Here is a 17648-nt window from a genome sequence, read left to right as displayed (position 1 = left end):
CCCCGATATCGCACCGGGGCGTGTCCCGACACTGTTCGGTCTGGAGGGAAGGAATGTCTGCCGGATATGCACGGTCATGACCTGCAATTCCGTAACGGACAGTCGTTTTCACCATGCCATACTGTATTGTGGATTACATCCATGCCTTCGTTTTGTTTTTAACTTCAGGATTCATGAAAAAATCCGGAATGAACAATAATGTTCTCTCTGTATTTTATGGTTTCTGAGGAATTGTACTGAAGGAATATTCTCATGTCAGTAGACAGTCTGACGGCTGCACCGCCGTTCAAGTCCCGCTATGGCAACTATATCGGTGGCAAATGGGTGGCCCCGGTCGAGGGACATTACCTGACCAACACATCCCCCGTGGATGGCCGTGTGCTGTGTGAAGTGCCTGCTTCCACCGCGGCTGACGTGGAACTGGCACTCGATGCCGCGCACAAGGCCAAGGCCGCATGGGGCCACATGGCACCGGCCGACCGCGCGCTGATCCTGCTTAAGGCCGCCGACATCATGGAGAAGAACCTTGATCTTCTCGCCCGTGCCGAGACATGGGACAACGGCAAGCCCATCCGCGAGACCCTGACCGCCGACATCCCGCTTGCCATCGACCATTTCCGTTATTTCGCCGGCTGCATCCGTGCGCAGGAAGGCACGCTGAGCGAGATCGACGCCACCACCATCGCCTACCACTTCCATGAACCGCTGGGTGTCGTGGCCCAGATCATTCCGTGGAACTTCCCGCTGCTGATGGGTTCGTGGAAGCTGGCGCCCGCCCTGGTTGCCGGTAACTGCGTGGTCATGAAGCCCGCCGAAAGCACGCCCGCTTCCATGCTGGTGCTGATGGAACTGATCGGTGACCTGTTCCCGCCCGGCACGCTGAACATCGTCAACGGCCTGGGCCGCGACGTGGGCGCCGCCCTGTCCAACAGCGACCGCATTGCCAAGATCGCCTTCACCGGTTCCACCCCCACCGGCAAGATGATCGCGCATGCAGCCGCCGAGCACCTGATCCCGGCAACGCTGGAACTGGGCGGCAAGTCGCCGAACATCTTCTTTGCCGATATCATGGACAAGGACGACGATTACCTGGACAAGGCGATCGAAGGCTTCACCATGTTCGCGCTCAACCAGGGCCAGATCTGCTCCTGCCCCAGCCGTGCGCTGGTCCATGAATCGATCTATGAGAAGTTCATGGAACGCGCGCTGCCCCGCATCAAGGCGATCCGCCAGGGCAATCCGCTGGACCCGAACACCATGATGGGTGCCCAGAACTCCCATGGCCATCAGGAAAAGATCCTGTCCTACATCGATATCGGCAAGGGCGAAGGCGCCCAGCTGCTGACCGGTGGCGGCCGTCCCGACCTTGGTGGCGACCTGAACAACGGGTGCTACGTGCAGCCGACCGTGTTCAAGGGCAACAACAAGATGCGCATCTTCCAGGAAGAGATCTTTGGCCCGGTCCTGGCCGTGACCACCTTCAAGACGGAAGAAGAAGCGCTGGCCATCGCCAACGACACGCCCTTCGGCCTTGGCTCGGGTGTGTGGAGCCGCGATGCCAACACCTGCTACCGCATGGGGCGCGGGCTTGAGGCGGGCCGCGTGTGGATCAACTGCTACCATGTCTATCCGGCGCATGCGGCATTTGGTGGCTACAAGAAGTCCGGCATCGGGCGCGAGACCCACAAGATGGTGCTCGAACACTACCAGCAGACCAAGAACATGCTGGTCAGCTACAGCGAGAAGAAGCGCGGCTTCTTCTGATGCCAGGGCGGTGAGAGCCGCCACACCCTGAGCGACAGGCAGGACGGCCGGGCCGGGTTTACCGGTTCGGCCGTCCGGCGTCGTACCCATGCCGACAGGGTAGGAGTAGACGGATTTTTTTGATTTATCATGCATGCAGCAGGTTTTCCCCCGGGGCCGGGGTGCTGTGCGGCAGGGTTGGAGGAATGTAGGATGGCACAAAAGTTTCGGGTCGTGATCGTGGGCGGAGGCGTGGCCGGACTGGCGCTGGCTACCCGGCTGGGTGATTCCATCGGCAAGTCGGGCCGTGCGCAGGTGACACTGGTCGACAAGAGTTTCGCCCATGTGTGGAAACCCATGCTGCACTGCTTTGCCGCAGGCACGGCCGCCAACGAAAATGACCGCATAAGCTTCCTGTCACAGGCCAGCCGCCATCATTTCGAGTTCTGGCCCGGTGAGATCGCGGGCATGGACCGCACCGCCAAGACCATCACGCTTGCCCCGGTTGTCGAGCCGACGGGAGAGGTCATACTGGACGAACGCAAGCTGGAATATGATGCGCTGATCCTGTCCATCGGCAGCCGCGCGAATGATTTCGGCACCCCCGGCGTGGCCGAGCACTGCCTGTTCATTGACAACCTTGTCGAGGCCAACGGCTTTAACGAGCGTTTCCGCATGGAACTGCTCAAGGCATTTGGCAATAACGAGGAACTGGACATCGCCATCGTGGGCGGCGGCGCCACCGGCACCCAGCTTGCGGCCGAACTGCACAAGGCGCTTGACCTGGCCTCCCTCTACAGCTTTGGCAAGAAGCCGCCGAAGCTGAAGATCACCCTGCTTGAAGCCGGTCCCCGCATCCTGCCTGCCTTCCCTGAAGCGGTTTCCGCCGCCGCGCAGAAGGAGCTTGAGGCGATTGGCGTGACCGTGCAGACATCGGCCATGGTCAGCGGCGCGGATGAAAAGGGCTTCATGCTCAAGGACGGGACCCGCATTCCCGCCACGCTGCGCGTCTGGGCGGCAGGGGTCAAGGCACCCGATGTCACGCGCAAATTCGGTGACCTGAAACTCTCCCGTTCCGGCCAGCTTGAAGTGCGTCCCACGCTGCAGCTGGTGGAAGACGACAACATCTTTGCCGTCGGTGACTGCGCCTTCATCGCCGAAAAGCCGGTCGCCCCCACGGCGCAGGCCGCCCGCCAGCAGGCCCATCATCTGGCCCGCCATATTCCCGCATGGATCAATGGCCGGGCGCTGCCGCCGTTTGCCTTCCATAACAAGGGCGCGGTGGTGGCACTGGGTGACTATAACGGCTGGGGTACCTTCCCCGGCGGGCGTGTGTTCGGTGGCGGCTGGCTGCGTGGCATCAGCGCACGCATGGTTCACCTCATGCTCTACCGCCAGCACCAGTTCGAGCTTTACGGCACGTTCCGTGGCCTGATGTCGTGTCTGGTGGACTGGCTGGATGTTTTCGTGCGGCCCTCCGTCCGGCTGGACTGAGTCCTCGTGCCACCTCTGGTCCGGCATCTTCCGTTTCGGGCGGCCAGGGGGCAGGCATTACACGACGGGTTTCATGCCGCCGCGTGCCCCACAGGGCGCGCGGCGTTTTCCATTTGTGTCCATGATGAAGGATGGAAAACGCGGATGCGCCCGGCGCGGGGCACCGGCTTGCCTGTGCCGGGAGCGCAGGGTTATAACACCCTTCACGATGACAGTAGCGAGGATGCAATGAAGGTCAGCGCACGTAACCAGCTTTCGGGCCGGATCACCAAAATCGTAAAGGGTGCGACAACATCCCATGTCAGCATCGATATCGGCGGCAAGGTCATTACGGCCTCCATCACCAATGAGGCGGTCGATGACCTCGGCCTCAGGGTTGGTGAAGCTGCTACCGCCATCATCAAGGCTTCCGACGTGATGGTGGGCGTCTGAGCCTGCGCGGCCCGGTCGCGGCCTGTCCGCATCCCGTGGGGGACAGGCGTTCCGGCCCGTCCGCCGCCTGTTCCCCATGCCGGTCTTTCTGCTGGTGACAGGGCTTTTGCCCCATGCGGGATGCCTGCTGTCGCTGGCATCCGTCCCTATCGTATTCCGCCATATCGCATCTTGCGGTACAGGGTCGCGCGGCTGATTCCCAGATTGCGGGCCGTGGCCGTGGCATTGCCGTGGCAGCGGGCCAGACCCGCGCGGATCACGTTGGCTTCCGCCTGCCGGAAGCTGAGGTCCGGCTCCTCCACCACGACGCCATCATGCGGGGACGGGGGGCCGCCCGTGTCTTCCGTCCAGCCGGTCAGCATGCGTGCGGCACGGGTGGCACCCGCCATGTCCCCCCTTGCATCCAGTGCGATCAGGGGGGTCGAGCACCCCTGTGCCACGCCCAGGCTCAGAATCCTGTGGTCGGGGTAACAGGCCCGGAAAAGCAGTTCCTCGATCCGTCGCCCCGCCTGCAGCAGCACGTCCAGCAGCAGCGCGGCAACAGGGCGCGTGGCAGTGCCCGCAAGGGCCGCAAGGTTGAGGGCGCCGGCCATGCGTCCCCGCGCATCAAAGAGCGGCACGGCAAAGCTGGTCAGCCGCGCAAGGCAGAACCGCCAGTGTTCACCCGGCCCCAGAACAATGGGGCGGCCGGCTTCCACTGACGTGCCGATGCCATTCGTGCCCGCCACCCGCTCGTTCCAGATCGCCCCCCTGCGCAGATATAGGCGCCGGCTTGCGGAGAGTTGGGTTTCATCAACGCAGCGCGCCAGGATCATGGCATCGGCATCCGCCAGCAGCACCATGAGGTCCAGCCCCCGCAGCAGGGTGAACAGGTGGCGCATCTCGGGCAGGGCGATCCGGACCAGCGCGGCGGAACGTCCACTGACATGCCGGAATTCGGCGCCGGACAGGACGGTGGCCGTCCATGCCTGCGCGGGATCAAGATGATAGAACCCCGCACAGCGCTGCCAGGACCGCTCGATCTCGCCGGGAGGTGTCTTTTCCGCCACCGGCGCGGGACGGATCGCGGCAGGCTGGGTACAGTTCCTTTTCATTCCCATCACTCACCATAGGCGCATTGGCTTGCGACATGACTGTTGCGCCGCGCCAGCGGGCGGCAGGCTGCTCATACAGCATATGGTCCCTGCTACTGTATGGTCTTTATTCTAATGGATTTGTAATCAGCCACGGGGCCACCGTATCCCCGCCAATCCATCCATCAGCCTGCAAAAAAGGGGTGCCGGCCGGAACCGGACACCCCTGGCGTGCCTGCGCGGCGGTTACTGTGCGCTGGCGGCGCCTTTTTCACCATCAAGCGTATAGGCGATGATGTAGTCACCACTGCGGGTGCCAAGGCCCCCATGGCCGCCTGCCGCGATCAGGACATACTGCTTGCCCCCGATCTCGTAGGACATGGGCGTTGCCTGGCCGCCCGCGGGCAGGCGGTCGGTCCAGATGACCTTGCCGGTGGCAAGATCGAATGCCCGCAGGTAGTCGTCCGCCGTGGCGCCCATGAACACAAGCCCGCCCCTGGTTACAATGCTGCCGCCAATATTGTACATGCCCGTGGGCAGCGGCAGGTTGTTATGCGTGCGGAACGGGCCCGTGTCGCGGGTCGTGCCCACGGGGTGCTGCCACACGATTTTCTTTGTAACCAGGTCGATGGCCGTGATCGTGCCCCATACGGGTCCCTTGCACGGGATCTGCAGCGGGTTCAGCCACGGATTGGTCAGCGCGATATAGGGCGTGCCATAGTCAGGCGAGACGGATAGCGCATCTCCCTTGGCGGCCGGTTCCTCGCCCTGGCCATTCCACCTGGGCAGCACGCCCTTGCCTTCCAGGCCCTGACGCTTTTCCAGCTTGATGCGGAAGGGCAGGTAGCTTGCATTGGCCAGCATGATCTTGCGCTGCGGGTCAATGGTAATGCCCTGCCAGTCCACCACGCCATAGAATGCGGGGTAGACGATTGTGGTCCTGCCGACATGTGGCGGGGTGAACTGCCCTTCGTAAGCCGACTGACGGTACTGGATGCGGCAGATCATCTGGTCCAGCAGTGTCGCGCCCCACATGTCGCTTTCCTTCAGGTTGGGCGGCGTCAGGCTGGGCATGGCGGCGGGGTAGGGCTGCGTGGGCGATACGCGGTCATCCGGCGCGGCACCTGCGGTGGGCACGGGCCGTTCCTCAACCGGATAGCCGGGTACCGGCGCGCCGGTCCGGCGGTCCAGCACGAAGAATTCGCCACGCTTCGTGCTCTGCACCAGAGCGGGAATGCTTTCGCCGTTCGGGCCGGGCAGTTCGACCATGGACGGACCCGAGGGAATATCCATGTCCCACAGGTCATGATGCACGGTCTGGTATGTCCAGCGCCGCTCACCCGTCACGATATCCAGCGCGATGGTGGCCGATGATGTCGCATCATCGAACGGACGGCGCGAACCACCCCAGTTGTCGGGCGGTGCGTTGCCGGTGGGAATGTAGACCATGCCCAGCGCCGGGTCCGCCGTATAGACGCCCCATGCATTGGGTGTGTCGCGGGTCAGGACATCGGTGGGGCCGGGTTTCCACGTTTCGGGGGAATGACCGGCATCCCATGCCCAGGCGATCTCGCCGGTCGTGGCGTCAAACGCGCGGATGGCGCCAGAGGGTTCGAAATTGGCCTGGTTGTCAAAAATCCACCCGCCCGTGATCAGGCGGTTCTTGGCCACCAGCGGGGGCGAGGTGATGAAGTGGAAGCCATGCGGTACATGCCCCAGATATGCGCGCATGGAGATGAAGCCGTGGTCGCCGAAGTCATCACAGGGCTTGCCGGTTTCCGCATCCAGCGCCACGATCCGCACATCGGCCACGGGGGAATAGATGCGGGTGCGGCAGCTTGTCTGGATCTCGTCGGGAATACGGTAATAGCTGACGCCACGGCATGCCAGATAGACGTTCTTGGCCAGATCCGCCGTATCGGGATGCGGGTCGAACTTCCACTTGACCTTGCCGGTCGTGGCATCAAGCGCCATGACCCAGCTATGGGGGGTGCACATGTACAGCGTGTCACCCACCTTGAGCGGCGTGACTTCCAGGTTGAACTCATGCCCCTGGTCGGGGCCTGCAACCGTGCCTTCGCCGTCCTGCTCCACATCACCCGTGCGCGTGACCCACGCCCGCTTGAGATGACTGACATTGCCCCGCGTGATCTGGGCCAGCGGGGAATAACGGTCGCCCCCCATCGTGCGCCCGTAGGCCTGCCAGTCGGCATCGGCCACGCCATCGGCTGCCGGGTCGGCCTGCCCCTGTGCCGCCATGCGGTCATCAGGCACCGTGCCGTCGATGGAATAGGACGTAAAGCAGCTTATGACCAGCACCACGACAGCCAGGCCGATCGCGCCCAGCATATCGCGCTTGTCCGCCAGCCAGTTCCCGCCGGAGCGCCAGACCCATGGCAGCAGCATCCATGCGCCAAAACCGATGGGGGCGAGCAGGCGTACCTCCAGCCCCCAGATGTTGAACCCGGTCTCGGTCAGTGCCCATATCGTGGCCACCACCAGAAAGGCCGCATAGACCCGCATGGCCAGCTGCGGGGCCTTGACCCCCGCCACCGCCACGGCAAGCAGAAGGCAGCCCGCCAGCACATAGAACCATGACCCGCCCAGGACCATAAGCTGGGCACCGCCAAAGAAAAGGAAAAGTCCCACCAACGCCAGCAGGGCTGAGGTTATGATGGAAAACAGCTTTTGTTTACCCTCTCGCATTCCTGCGTTCTTTCTGAAGTTTTCAATAGGCCGCGGGAACATGATCGACTCAATGCCCGTATGCGGCCAGCGTGTCTGCACTGCATGGTGCAGGCAGGCGGCGCCAGATGGATTGCGGGGAATTTCACGGGCATGTGATTCAAACGGCAGGTCCTGTCTCATGGATGAGACAGTTCCCCCGGTCCCTGCGGTCACGGGGATGGCCCGGTTGACCCGGCACGGCAGTCATGCCCACAGAAGCGGATCTGAACCTGAAAGAGGACAAGGATACATGGCTGCCCCCACCCGGCGCCTCGCGCCCGATGACCTGCTGCCGACCATTGCGTCCATGCTGGCCACGGAAACCGATCTGATTGCCAATATGGCGAATGTCGCGGCCCTGATCTACGAGGCCCTGCCGGATCTGAACTGGGCCGGCTTCTACCTGTGGAAGGACGGCCAGCTGGTGCTTGGCCCCTTTCAGGGGCGGGTGGCCTGCACGCGCATCGCATCCGGCAGGGGGGTGTGCGGCACCGCCGCGCGCGACCGGGTGACGCAGGTCGTGCCCGACGTGCATGATTTTCCCGGCCATATCGCCTGTGACGCGGCATCCGCTTCGGAAATCGTGGTGCCCGTCCTGGCAGGGGACCGGCTGCTGGGCGTGCTGGATGTCGACAGCCCGCGCAGGGACCGCTTCACCCATGCCGATCAGGCCATGCTGGAAGCGGTCGTGGCGCTGCTGGTACGCAGCCTGCCCCACAAATGACTATACCCGTGCATATATTGTAAAATAGGGTTGGCGCGAAGAGAGAAGGGAACATCATGAGCGCATGTACGAAAAGGGGCGCGCTGGCAGCCCTGCTGGTTCTGGCCATGGGGGGGATCGCCACCCCTGTAATGGCGGCGGAACCGGGGCCGCATGATGCCCCGGCCACATGCGCGGGGACGGTACTGCCCGATGACCTGTCCGGCTGGGCCACGCCTGAAGCCGTGGCGGCGGCACGGGACGGGGCGGGGCTGGGCAGCGTGATCCTTTTGCCCGGCCGTGCGGTGCTGGCCCGCCTGCACCCGGCAGGCGAGATGAAATACGCGCGCGCGCCCGCGCAGCCGGGCGATCAGGGCAGTACTGGCGGCATGATGGTTTTTCAGGCCCCCGAGGCCGGGACATACCGGATCATGCTGGGCGCGAAGGCATGGCTGGAAGTGGTGCGGGGTGGAGAGACGACCGAATCCGTTCACCACCAGCATGGACCGGCATGCAGCGGGATTGGCAAGATGGTGGATTTCCAGCTGCCCGCCGGCCGCTCCGTCATTGAACTGAGTGCCGCTGGCAGCCCCGAAATCGAGATCATGGTGGTGGCGGTGCCATAAGCACGGGCCAGTTTCCTTGGGCCGGGCAGGCCATCGGGCAGCCGGTGGCGGCCGCCTGATGGTCCGGTTCCGCGGGCCGTGGCCTGACGGGACAGGGGCATGGCCCCGTGTCAGGCCACGGCCCGGACAGGGTCAGGCCAGCCCTTCTTCCCTGAGTGCCTTCTGCGCGGCAGGCCGCGCAAAGACCCGTTCATGCAGGGCGCGGGCCTTCGGATAGGCAGAGAGATCCACGTTCACATGTGGCGCCCAGCTCAGGATGACCGCAATCAGCGCATCCGCCTGCGTGAATCCCGTGGGCAGCATGTATCCGTCCGTGCCCGCCGCCAGCTCGGCTTCAAGCTGGCCCATCCGGCGCGCGACCACGGACAGTATGCGTGTGCGCGTCACATCCGGCAGGTCGGGTGCGAAAAGTGGCCCGAAGGCCGCGTGTACGTCCTCGCAGAAGCCCAGCGCTTCCAGCAGGCGTGCCTGTTCCAGTGAACCGGCCGCCGGGTGCAGGGCGGCAATATCGGACTGCGCGCCGATATAGGGCAGTACCGCCACGTTCTGGGTCAGCACCACGCCGGGGGCGATTTCCAGCGCCGGGACCGCGCCGCGCGGGTTTATCCTGAGATAATCCTGACCATCCGCCGTTTTCTTGGTTTTCAGGTCCACCCGTTCCAGGCTGTAGGGCAGGCCGGTTTCGTTCAGGATGATGTGGGACGCGAGAGAACAGGCACCCGGCGTATAATAAAGCTTCATGGTGTATTCCTTCCATTGGCATGGCTGTCCGCCCTGCCGCCCCGGGCTGTCCCCCGGGCGGGCAGGGATGAAGGGTGGCACAGGGATCGGGTGGTGAGAAGCCGCCCGGTCCGGGCGGCAGCCTTTCCCCCATCGGGGTGGCGGGAGTGTCAGAACGGGACTGTCAGAACCAGCCACGGATGCCAAAGCTGAACCGCATAGAACCCGTCTCCCCCTGCTGGTCATGCACGATACGTCGCGCCTGGGTCAGGTAGCCGGAATAGGTTACGGCCACGTAGGGGGCGAATTTGCGCCATATCTCGTAGCGCAGCCGCAGCCCCGTATCGACATCGGACAGGCCCGCGCCAACCTGCCGCGCGGGGTCGGACTTTGTATAGAGATTGAATTCCGCCTGCGGCTGCAGGATCAGGCGGTTGGTCAGCAGGAAATCGTATGACCCCTCGACCCGGGCGGCAAACCGCCCCCGGTCACTGGCATAGGCGGTGGCCTGGAATTCGAACTGGTAGAGGGCAAGCCCCTGCACCCCCAGCGCGCCCCATGTGCGGGTCGGGCCATCGTCAATATCCGCGCGCACGCCGCCCTGCAGGTTGAAATAGGGTGAGATTGCACGGCTGTACAGCAGTTCATGATCGCCATCGCCCAGCCGCCCCCGCTCCAGCGTGCCTTCCGACTTGAGCCAGACCCGGTTGTAGTCGGTCCCGTACCACGCTTCCCCATCCCAGCGGAAATCGGAACCACCGGGCGCGTAGCGTCCTTCCAGTTCATCCATGATGCCATGGAAATAACGGGCATGGTCCATGACCGGCTTCATGTTGCCCAGATAGACCACCGGCGTTGCTGTGGGGGCATCGGCGGCATGGTAGACGGGTGCGGCAGGATGGGGGGCCTGGTGGGGCGTGCCCTTGCGGGCAGTCATATCCATGGCAGGTTTTCTGGCGTTGGCGTTGGCGTTGGCGTTGGCGTTGGCGTTGGCGTTGGCGTTGGCGTTGGCGTTGGCGTTGGCGTTGGCGTTGGCCGGGCTGGTGGACTGCGCCAGTGCGGCCGTGCCCATGCCGGATACCAGCATGGCCGCCACGTAGATCAGGCCCCTCATTCCACGATTACCGTGCGGAACATGCCCAGTTCCATATGCAGCATGAGATGGCAGTGATACGCCCACATGCCCGGCGCATCGGCGGTGACCAGATAGCTTAGCCGTGATCCGGGCTGCGAGATGATGGTATGCTTGTAGGGGCGGTAATCCCCCTGTCCGTTTTCCAGTTCGCTCCACAATCCGTGCAGGTGGATCGGGTGCTCCATCATCGTGTCATTGATCAGGGTAAAGCGCACCCGTTCGTTATGCTTCAGGCGGATCGGCCCGGATTCCGAAAACTTCCGGCCGTTGAAGCCCCATATGTAGCGCTCCATGTTGCCCGTCAGGTGCAGGATGATCTCGCGCGAGGGCGGGCGCGGGTCCGTGCCGGGCCGGGTGGCGCGCAACTGCCGGTAGTCCAGCACGCGGCGGCCAGTGTCTTCCAGCCCGTCACCGGGGCTGCCCAGGCGGTCGACGGGCATGCGGGCGATATTCTGGTTTTCCACATTCAGGGGCGGCGGCCCCGGATCATCGATTTCCAGCGGCGGCGTGTCCGCTGGCATGGCATGGTCTTTGTCCATGTCCGGCATGCTGTCGTCCATTTGCATGTCGGACATATCCATGTCCGCCATGGCATGGCCCGGTTCCGTGCGCGGCATGTCCATGCCCTGCATGGTGTGGCCGGGTTTCGTGTCCGGCATGTCCATATGCTGCATGGTGCGGTCGGGTTTCATGTCCGGCATGGGCATGTCCTTCATGCTTTCGCCCGGTTTCATGTCGCCCATGCCCATATCGACCATGGTGCGCACCGGGCGCGGGTCCATGGGCGGGATCGGGGCGCTCATGCCCGGCCGGGGGGCCAGCGTGCCACGGGCGTAGCCGGTCCGGTCCTCGCTTTGCGCGAAGATGGTGTAGGCCGCGTTGCCGCGTGGCTGGACAATCACATCATAGGTTTCCGCCACCCCGATGCGGAATTCATCCACCGGCACGGGTTCGACGTCATTGCCATCCGCCTGCACCACCAGCATTTCCAGCCCCGGTATGCGGATGTCGAAAAAGGTCATGGACGATGCATTGATGAAGCGCAGCCGCACCCGCTCACCGGGGTGGAACAGCCCGCTCCAGTTCATGTCGGGCGCATGGCCATTCAGCAGGTAGGTGTAAATGATGCCGGTCACGTCCGAAATATCGGTCGCCGCCATGCGCATGCGCGACCAGGCCAGCCGGTCCTTCAGGGCGGGCAGCAGGCCGCCCGCCGCCCGGGCCTCCCGTGGCAGGGAGGCGGCCGTGCGCTGGCGGAAGACGTAATAGTCATCCTGCATCTTGAGGTTGCTGATCATGTCCATGGGCGACACATCCGTCCATTCGGACAGAAGGATCACGTAGTCACGCGCACAGGCATGCGGGTCGGGGCGCAGGGGGTCGATCACGACCGCGCCGTACAGCCCCTGTGCCTCCTGCATGCCGGAATGGCTGTGGTACCAGTAGGTACCGCTCTGGCTGACGGGAAAGCGGTAGGTGAAGCTCCGGCCCGGCGGGATTCCGGTAAAGCTCAGGCCGGGCACGCCATCCATGGTGTAGGGCAGGCGGATGCCATGCCAGTGGATGGAGGTATCCTCGTCACGCAGCGTGTTGGTAACGGTCAGGGCCACCGTATCGCCCTCCCGCCAGCGCAGGATCGGGCCGGGCACGGCGCCGTCCACGCATGGTGCATGGAGCACCTTGTGGTCGATTTCGATGCGGGTGCGGCCCACATTCAGGTTCCATGCGGCACGGGGGGTATCGGGAACCGTGCCCGTGGGGCTGGCATGGGCGGATGGGGGACGGGGCAGGGCGGCCGCAAGGCCACCCGCGCCCAGTCCCGTCACGAAGCGGCGCCGTGTCAGGCGCGCGCGCGTGCGCTGGCGGTCGTGCATGGGAAAATCCGGAAAACAGGGCTGTCAGAACCCGCAATGGCTATGGGCCAGCGGGGGCATGGAGCACGCCTTGTGGCGTCTATGCGATCCGGGTTTTGGGTGGGCGCAGCGGGGGCAGCCAGTCGCGGCCCGCGTGATGGGCCTGTGCCGGGGTCATGAAGGCCCCCGTAACCCTGACAGGGTGGCTGATCAGGCAGGCCGTGGGGGGGGAGGGTATATCGGTGCCCGCATGGACATGGCAGCACTGCCCGCCCGCAGGCGTTCCATGGTGGGCATGGGCCATGTGGGCGGCATGGGCTGCGGGTGTCATGCACTGGGGCTGGTCTGTGTGTGTGCAGGCGATCAGGGCGGGATGCGCCTGTGCGGGCAGGGGCACGGAACCGACCAGCAGCCCGGCCTGCACCAGCAGCCAGGTCAGCAGACCAATCCAGATCCGGCCATGTGTCCTGACCATTCAGGGCTCCCGTGCACAGAGGGGCTACGTGCAGACACGGCTTTATAATACCCTTGGGGGGCATGGGGGAAGCATTTTTTCCACCGTGATCAGCGGATCAGCTTGCGCACGATGCCCAGCAGTTCATCCATCACCTCGTCACCGCCATCTTCCAGCACGGCCTTGCGCACGCAGCCCCTGGCATGGCTGGACAGGATCTGGATGGCCACCCCGTCCAGCGCGGCCTTTATGGCCGAGACCTGGGTCAGGATATCAACGCAGTAACGGTCATCCTCGATCATGTTCAGCACGCCGCCCATCTGGCCTTCAATGCGGCGCATGCGGTTGATCAGGGCCCGCTTGTGGGGCTGTTCGACCTTTTTCGTGTCCGGCTGCGGGGCGCACCGCGCGCAGTCCGCGGCTTTTCCTGCCGTCTGTCCGTTTTTTGCCATGCACCCTTTTCCTGGCTCGTGTCGCGGCACGATAGCAGCGTATCCCGTCCGATACCACGCATGCCCCTGCGTACAGCGGGGTTTCAGGTGCCGGGGCGGGGGGTGGGCTTCCAGCGGTTGAGCAGCAGCGAGTTGCTGACGACCGAGACCGAACTCATGGCCATGGCCCCGCCCGCCACGATCGGGTTGAGCAGGCCGAAAGCCGCCAGCGGCAGGCCCAGTATGTTGTAGATGAAGGCGAAGAACAGGTTCTGGCGGATCTTGGCGATGGTGGCACGTGAAAGCGAGATGGCATCCAGCACGCTCACCAGTTCACTGCGCATCAGGATGATATCGGCCGTGTCCAGCGCAATGGCGGCGCCCGCGCCAATGGCAAACCCCACATCCGCCGCCGCCAGGGCGGGGGCATCGTTTATGCCATCGCCCACCATGCCCACGACCGCGTTTTCGGCCCGGTATTTCTGCACCACTTCCGCCTTGTCGGCGGGCAGCACGCCCGCGCGGTAGTCATCCACGCCCACCTGGCGGGCCACCACTTCCGCCGTGTGCTGGTTGTCGCCCGTCAGCATGATGACCCTGATCCCGGCGGCCTTCAGCGCGCGGACGGTTGTCACCGCATCCGGGCGCAACTGGTCGGACAGGGCGATATAGCCCATAAGCCGCCCGCCCGCGGCCACCCCGATCGTGGTCTTGCCTTCCCGCTCCAGCCGCCCGGTCACGGTGGTATCCGGCGTGATGTGGCTGTCCGCGAGGAAACGGGGCGCGCCAAGGCACGCCGCCACCCCGTCCACGCGCGCGGTAACCCCCCTGCCGGGTATGGCCGCAAAATCCGTGACCGCCTGCGCCCGGGCACCGTTCGCCACCGCATGTGCCACGATGGCGCGGGCCAGCGGGTGTTCGGAATTCTGTTCCAGCGCAAGGGCCATGGCCAGCAGGGCATGTTCCGTCACGCCGGGTGCGGGTATGACATCACTGACACCGGGCCTGCCCTGTGTCAGCGTGCCGGTCTTGTCCACGATCAGGGTGGTCAGCTTCCGGGCCTGTTCCAGTGCATCGGCATTGCGGAACAGGATGCCCGCGCGCGCGCCCAGCCCGGTGCCCACCATGATGGCCGTGGGCGTTGCCAGCCCCAGCGAGCACGGGCAGGCGATGACCAGTACCGACACGGCCGATACCAGGCTCCACCCCGCGCTGCCCGTAACCAGCCAGCCCGCCACGAAGGTCACCAAGGCAATGGCCAGCACTATCGGCACGAAGATGCCGGCAATCCTGTCAACCAGCCGCTGCACTGGGGCCTTGGACCCCTGGGCCTGTTCCACCATCCGTACGATATGGGCCAGGGCGGTGTCATGCCCCACGCCGGTGGCGGTGGCGCACAGGGTGCCGGTTGTGTTGGTCGTGCCGCCATAGACCATGCTGCCGGGCTGCTTGACCACGGGCAGGCTCTCGCCCGTCAGCATGGCTTCGCTGACTTCCGATGTCCCCTGCGTGACGCGGCCGTCAACCGGAATGCTCTCGCCGGGGCGCACGCTGAACACGTCACCCACCCGCACATCTGCTACGGGCCGGTCCACCACGCTGTCCCCCGTCTGTACATGGGCAATCTGGGGCTGGAGCCGCAGCAGGCTCTCCAGCCCGGCGCCGGTCTGGTTGCGCGCCCGGTTTTCCATAAGCCTGCCCAGGGAGATCAGGGTGATGATCGCCACACTGGCCTCGAAATAGACCGGCTGGCGCAGGCCCAGCGCCACCACGACGGCGCTGAAGCCATAGGCGATGCTGGTGCCGAGCACGACCAGCACATCCATGTCCGCCCCCCCGCCACGCACCGCCCTCCAGGCACGCTGGTACATATGGCGCGCGCAGTAGAACTGCACCGGCGTTGCCAGCGCCCATTGCAGCCAGCCGGGCATCATGTGCATCGAGCCTGACAGCATCAGCACCATCTGCACCCAGAAGGGCAGCGACAGGATCAGGGTCAGGCCAAACGCCCGACATGCCGCGCGCCATTCGCGCGCGCGTTCCGCACGCGGATCGGCCTGTGGCGTATCCCCGACAGGTTTCGCGCCATAGCCTGCCTTTTCAATGCGGGCGATCAGGGTGGCAGTATCGGTCACGCCGGGCACGAACACGACATGCGCCCGCCCGGTGGCCAGGTTCACGCTGGCCTGTGTCAGGGGCAGGCGGTTGAGGACCTTTTCAATACGGGCCGCGCAGGCGGCGCACGACATGCCGGTTATGGACAGGTCGATACTGTCTTCACCCACGCTGAACCCGGCCTTGCGGATGGCGTCAACCACCCCCTGCGGTGTGGCGGCAGGCGTGTCCAGCGTGACCTGCACGCGGCCGGTGGCGAAATTGACGCTGGCATGCACCCCATCCTGACGGTTGAGGACTTTTTCAATACGCGCGGCGCAGGCGGCGCATGACATGCCGCCAACTGGGAAAGCAAGGGTCTGGGGCATGGGTCCGCTCCGTATGCGTGCCCTGATGAGGTTATACCCCCCTATGGTATTATCAAGGGTGGCGACGCTTTATTTTACCACCTTCGCCTTTTACCACCTTTGCCGGTGCCGTCGGCCATCAGGCATGCAGCCCCGGTGCTTCCTGCCCGGTGCGCGCCACATAGTCCGTATAGCCGCCATCGTACTGGTGGATGCCGTCGGGTGTCAGTTCCAGCACCCGGTTGGACAGGGCGGAAAGGAAATGCCGGTCATGCGAGACGAACAGCATGGTGCCCTCGTACTGCGCAAGGGCGGTGATCAGCATTTCCTTGGTGGCAATGTCCAGATGGTTGGTCGGTTCATCCAGTACCAGAAAGTTTGGCGGATCGAACAGCATGAGTGCCATGACCAGCCGTGCCTTCTCACCGCCTGAAAGCACGCGGCAGCTTTTTTCCACCTCATCGCCCGAAAAGCCGAAACTGCCCGCCAGCGCGCGCAGCGAACCCTGGCTGGCCAGCGGGAAGGCATCATCCAGCGTCTCGAACACCGTGCGGTTGCCATCCAGCAGGTCCATGGCGTGCTGGGCGAAATAGCCCATCTTCACGCTGCCCCCCAGCGTGACCGTGCCCGCATCCGGTTCGGTCGTGCCGGTGACCAGCTTGAGCAGGGTGGATTTGCCCGCGCCGTTCACCCCCAGGATGCAGCACCGCTCACGCCGGCGCACCAGCAGGTCCAGCCCCTGATAGATCACGCGGCTGCCATAGCGCTTGTCCACCCCACGCAGCCTGACCACGTCCTCGCCCGAGCGCGGCGCGGGCGGGAACTCGAAGCTGACCGCCTGCCGCCGCTTGGGTGGCTCCACACGGTCGATCTTTTCCAGCTTCTTGACCCGGCTCTGCACCTGTGCCGCGTGCGAGGCGCGGGCCTTGAAGCGTTCGATGAAGTTGATTTCCTTGGCCAGTGCCGCCTGCTGGCGTTCGAACTGGGCCTGCTGCTGCTTTTCGTTCTGGGCGCGCTGCTGTTCGTAAAACTCGTAATCGCCCGAGAAACTGGTCAGGCTGCCGCCATCGATCTCGATCACCTTGTTGATGACCCGGTTCATGAACGCCCGGTCATGTGATGTCATGAGCAGGGCGCCATCATAACCCGCCAGGAACTGCTCGAGCCAGATCAGGCTTTCCAGGTCCAGATGGTTGCTGGGTTCGTCCAGCAGCATCACATCGGGGCGCATGAGCAGGATGCGGCCCAGCGCCACGCGCATCTTCCACCCGCCCGACAGGCGGCTGACATCGCCATCCATCATTTCCTGGCTGAAGCCAAGGCCGTGCAGGACCTCGCGCGCCTTGCTATCAAGCGCGTAGCCCCCCAGTTCCTCGAAGCGGGCCTGCACCTCGCCAAAGCGTTCAAGGATTTCTTCCAGCCGGTCGGCCTGATCGGGGTCGGCCAGCGCGTTTTCCAGCGTGGCCAGTTCGGCCGCCACTTCCGAGACCGCGTCCGCGCCTTCCATTACCTCGGCCACGGCACTGCGGCCCGCCATTTCGCCCACGTCCTGACTGAAGAACCCGATGGTGGTGCCGCGATCGATCAGGATCTGGCCCTCATCGGGTTCCTCCTTCCCCGTGATCATGCGGAACAGGGTGGTCTTGCCCGCGCCATTGGGGCCGACCAGCCCGATCTTTTCCCCCTTCTGCAGGGCGGCCGAGGCTTCGATAAAGACCAGGCGCTGGCCGTTATGCTTGCTGATGGTGTCGAGACGAATCATGGAACCTCGGGGGCTGGGGCTGTCGGCGCACTT

The 17648-nt window shown here is 64.4% G+C and carries 14 protein-coding genes; 5 read left to right on the top strand and 9 right to left on the bottom strand.

What is annotated here, in order from left to right:
• The first annotated feature begins 252 nt into the window (after nt 1-252).
• The 3 genes from CFR78_RS03965 to CFR78_RS03955 all read left to right on the top strand — a co-directional run bounded on the left by CFR78_RS03965 (nt 253) and on the right by CFR78_RS03955 (nt 3669).
• Nucleotides 253-1764: an aldehyde dehydrogenase family protein gene (locus CFR78_RS03965; protein WP_034927609.1), complete on the top strand. Its 1512-nt coding sequence runs from the start codon at nt 253-255 to the stop codon at nt 1762-1764.
• A 192-nt stretch (nt 1765-1956) separates the two neighbouring features.
• Nucleotides 1957-3237 (top strand): NAD(P)/FAD-dependent oxidoreductase, encoded by a 1281-nt coding sequence (locus CFR78_RS03960; RefSeq protein ID WP_007399483.1) that lies wholly within the window; start codon nt 1957-1959, stop codon nt 3235-3237.
• A gap of 228 nt (nt 3238-3465) precedes the next feature.
• A complete protein-coding gene (locus tag CFR78_RS03955; RefSeq protein ID WP_034927643.1) occupies nt 3466-3669 on the top strand; it encodes a TOBE domain-containing protein in 204 nt (67 codons plus the stop codon).
• Between the two features lie 146 nt (nt 3670-3815).
• Here CFR78_RS03955 and CFR78_RS03950 read toward each other — a convergent pair whose 3' ends face one another.
• Both CFR78_RS03950 and CFR78_RS03945 read right to left on the bottom strand, forming a co-directional pair.
• Nucleotides 3816-4763, bottom strand: coding sequence for a helix-turn-helix domain-containing protein (locus tag CFR78_RS03950; RefSeq protein ID WP_034927606.1), 948 nt, complete (start codon nt 4761-4763; stop codon nt 3816-3818).
• A 225-nt stretch (nt 4764-4988) separates the two neighbouring features.
• Nucleotides 4989-7448, bottom strand: a complete 2460-nt coding sequence (locus tag CFR78_RS03945; protein ID WP_034927640.1) for a membrane-bound PQQ-dependent dehydrogenase, glucose/quinate/shikimate family — start codon at nt 7446-7448, stop codon at nt 4989-4991.
• Nucleotides 7449-7719: 271 nt separating this feature from the next.
• Here CFR78_RS03945 and CFR78_RS03940 point away from each other — a divergent pair, with 271 nt between their 5' ends.
• Both CFR78_RS03940 and CFR78_RS03935 read left to right on the top strand, forming a co-directional pair.
• On the top strand, nt 7720-8193 hold the full coding sequence (locus CFR78_RS03940; protein WP_007399488.1) for a GAF domain-containing protein: 474 nt from the start codon (nt 7720-7722) through the stop codon (nt 8191-8193).
• A gap of 56 nt (nt 8194-8249) precedes the next feature.
• Entirely contained in the window at nt 8250-8798 is a 549-nt protein-coding gene (locus tag CFR78_RS03935) for a hypothetical protein (protein WP_007399489.1), read from the top strand.
• Nucleotides 8799-8930: 132 nt separating this feature from the next.
• Here the strand turns inward: CFR78_RS03935 and CFR78_RS03930 are convergent, their stop codons facing one another.
• The 7 genes from CFR78_RS03930 to CFR78_RS03895 all read right to left on the bottom strand — a co-directional run bounded on the left by CFR78_RS03930 (nt 8931) and on the right by CFR78_RS03895 (nt 17615).
• Nucleotides 8931-9539: a glutathione binding-like protein gene (locus tag CFR78_RS03930; protein WP_034927604.1), complete on the bottom strand. Its 609-nt coding sequence runs from the start codon at nt 9537-9539 to the stop codon at nt 8931-8933.
• 163 nt (nt 9540-9702) lie between these two features.
• Nucleotides 9703-10632 (bottom strand): copper resistance protein B, encoded by a 930-nt coding sequence (locus tag CFR78_RS03925; RefSeq protein ID WP_181417484.1) that lies wholly within the window; start codon nt 10630-10632, stop codon nt 9703-9705.
• A complete protein-coding gene (locus CFR78_RS03915; protein ID WP_034927598.1) occupies nt 10629-12527 on the bottom strand; it encodes a copper resistance system multicopper oxidase in 1899 nt (632 codons plus the stop codon). Before CFR78_RS03915 ends, CFR78_RS03925 begins: the two co-directional genes overlap by 4 nt.
• 79 nt (nt 12528-12606) lie before the next feature.
• Complete coding sequence (locus CFR78_RS03910) at nt 12607-12981, bottom strand: hypothetical protein (protein WP_007399493.1); 375 nt, start codon at nt 12979-12981, stop codon at nt 12607-12609.
• A gap of 89 nt (nt 12982-13070) precedes the next feature.
• Nucleotides 13071-13412 (bottom strand): metal-sensitive transcriptional regulator, encoded by a 342-nt coding sequence (locus CFR78_RS03905; protein ID WP_007399494.1) that lies wholly within the window; start codon nt 13410-13412, stop codon nt 13071-13073.
• An 83-nt stretch (nt 13413-13495) separates the two neighbouring features.
• Nucleotides 13496-15874, bottom strand: coding sequence for a heavy metal translocating P-type ATPase (locus CFR78_RS03900; RefSeq protein ID WP_051671987.1), 2379 nt, complete (start codon nt 15872-15874; stop codon nt 13496-13498).
• 118 nt (nt 15875-15992) lie between these two features.
• Nucleotides 15993-17615 (bottom strand): ABC-F family ATP-binding cassette domain-containing protein, encoded by a 1623-nt coding sequence (locus CFR78_RS03895; protein ID WP_034927588.1) that lies wholly within the window; start codon nt 17613-17615, stop codon nt 15993-15995.
• Between the last annotated feature and the right edge of the window lie 33 nt (nt 17616-17648).

The organism is Komagataeibacter rhaeticus, assembly GCF_003207855.1.
In the GTDB taxonomy this organism is placed as follows: Bacteria; Pseudomonadota; Alphaproteobacteria; order Acetobacterales; family Acetobacteraceae; genus Komagataeibacter; species Komagataeibacter rhaeticus.
Note: the sequence above shows the minus strand (reverse complement) of the source record. Positions and strands in the feature narration are given on the sequence as shown.

What these genes read in the sequence shown, in the direction of transcription:
- CFR78_RS03965 (WP_034927609.1), top strand. Translation starts at nt 253, where the DNA reads ATGTCAGTAGACAGTCTGACGGCTGCACCGCCGTTCAAGTCCCGCTAT.
- CFR78_RS03960 (WP_007399483.1), top strand. Translation starts at nt 1,957, where the DNA reads ATGGCACAAAAGTTTCGGGTCGTGATCGTGGGCGGAGGCGTGGCCGGA.
- CFR78_RS03955 (WP_034927643.1), top strand. Translation starts at nt 3,466, where the DNA reads ATGAAGGTCAGCGCACGTAACCAGCTTTCGGGCCGGATCACCAAAATC.
- CFR78_RS03950 (WP_034927606.1), bottom strand. Translation starts at nt 4,763, where the DNA reads ATGAAAAGGAACTGTACCCAGCCTGCCGCGATCCGTCCCGCGCCGGTG.
- CFR78_RS03945 (WP_034927640.1), bottom strand. Translation starts at nt 7,448, where the DNA reads ATGCGAGAGGGTAAACAAAAGCTGTTTTCCATCATAACCTCAGCCCTG.
- CFR78_RS03940 (WP_007399488.1), top strand. Translation starts at nt 7,720, where the DNA reads ATGGCTGCCCCCACCCGGCGCCTCGCGCCCGATGACCTGCTGCCGACC.
- CFR78_RS03935 (WP_007399489.1), top strand. Translation starts at nt 8,250, where the DNA reads ATGAGCGCATGTACGAAAAGGGGCGCGCTGGCAGCCCTGCTGGTTCTG.
- CFR78_RS03930 (WP_034927604.1), bottom strand. Translation starts at nt 9,539, where the DNA reads ATGAAGCTTTATTATACGCCGGGTGCCTGTTCTCTCGCGTCCCACATC.
- CFR78_RS03925 (WP_181417484.1), bottom strand. Translation starts at nt 10,632, where the DNA reads ATGAGGGGCCTGATCTACGTGGCGGCCATGCTGGTATCCGGCATGGGC.
- CFR78_RS03915 (WP_034927598.1), bottom strand. Translation starts at nt 12,527, where the DNA reads ATGCACGACCGCCAGCGCACGCGCGCGCGCCTGACACGGCGCCGCTTC.
- CFR78_RS03910 (WP_007399493.1), bottom strand. Translation starts at nt 12,981, where the DNA reads ATGGTCAGGACACATGGCCGGATCTGGATTGGTCTGCTGACCTGGCTG.
- CFR78_RS03905 (WP_007399494.1), bottom strand. Translation starts at nt 13,412, where the DNA reads ATGGCAAAAAACGGACAGACGGCAGGAAAAGCCGCGGACTGCGCGCGG.
- CFR78_RS03900 (WP_051671987.1), bottom strand. Translation starts at nt 15,874, where the DNA reads ATGCCCCAGACCCTTGCTTTCCCAGTTGGCGGCATGTCATGCGCCGCC.
- CFR78_RS03895 (WP_034927588.1), bottom strand. Translation starts at nt 17,615, where the DNA reads ATGATTCGTCTCGACACCATCAGCAAGCATAACGGCCAGCGCCTGGTC.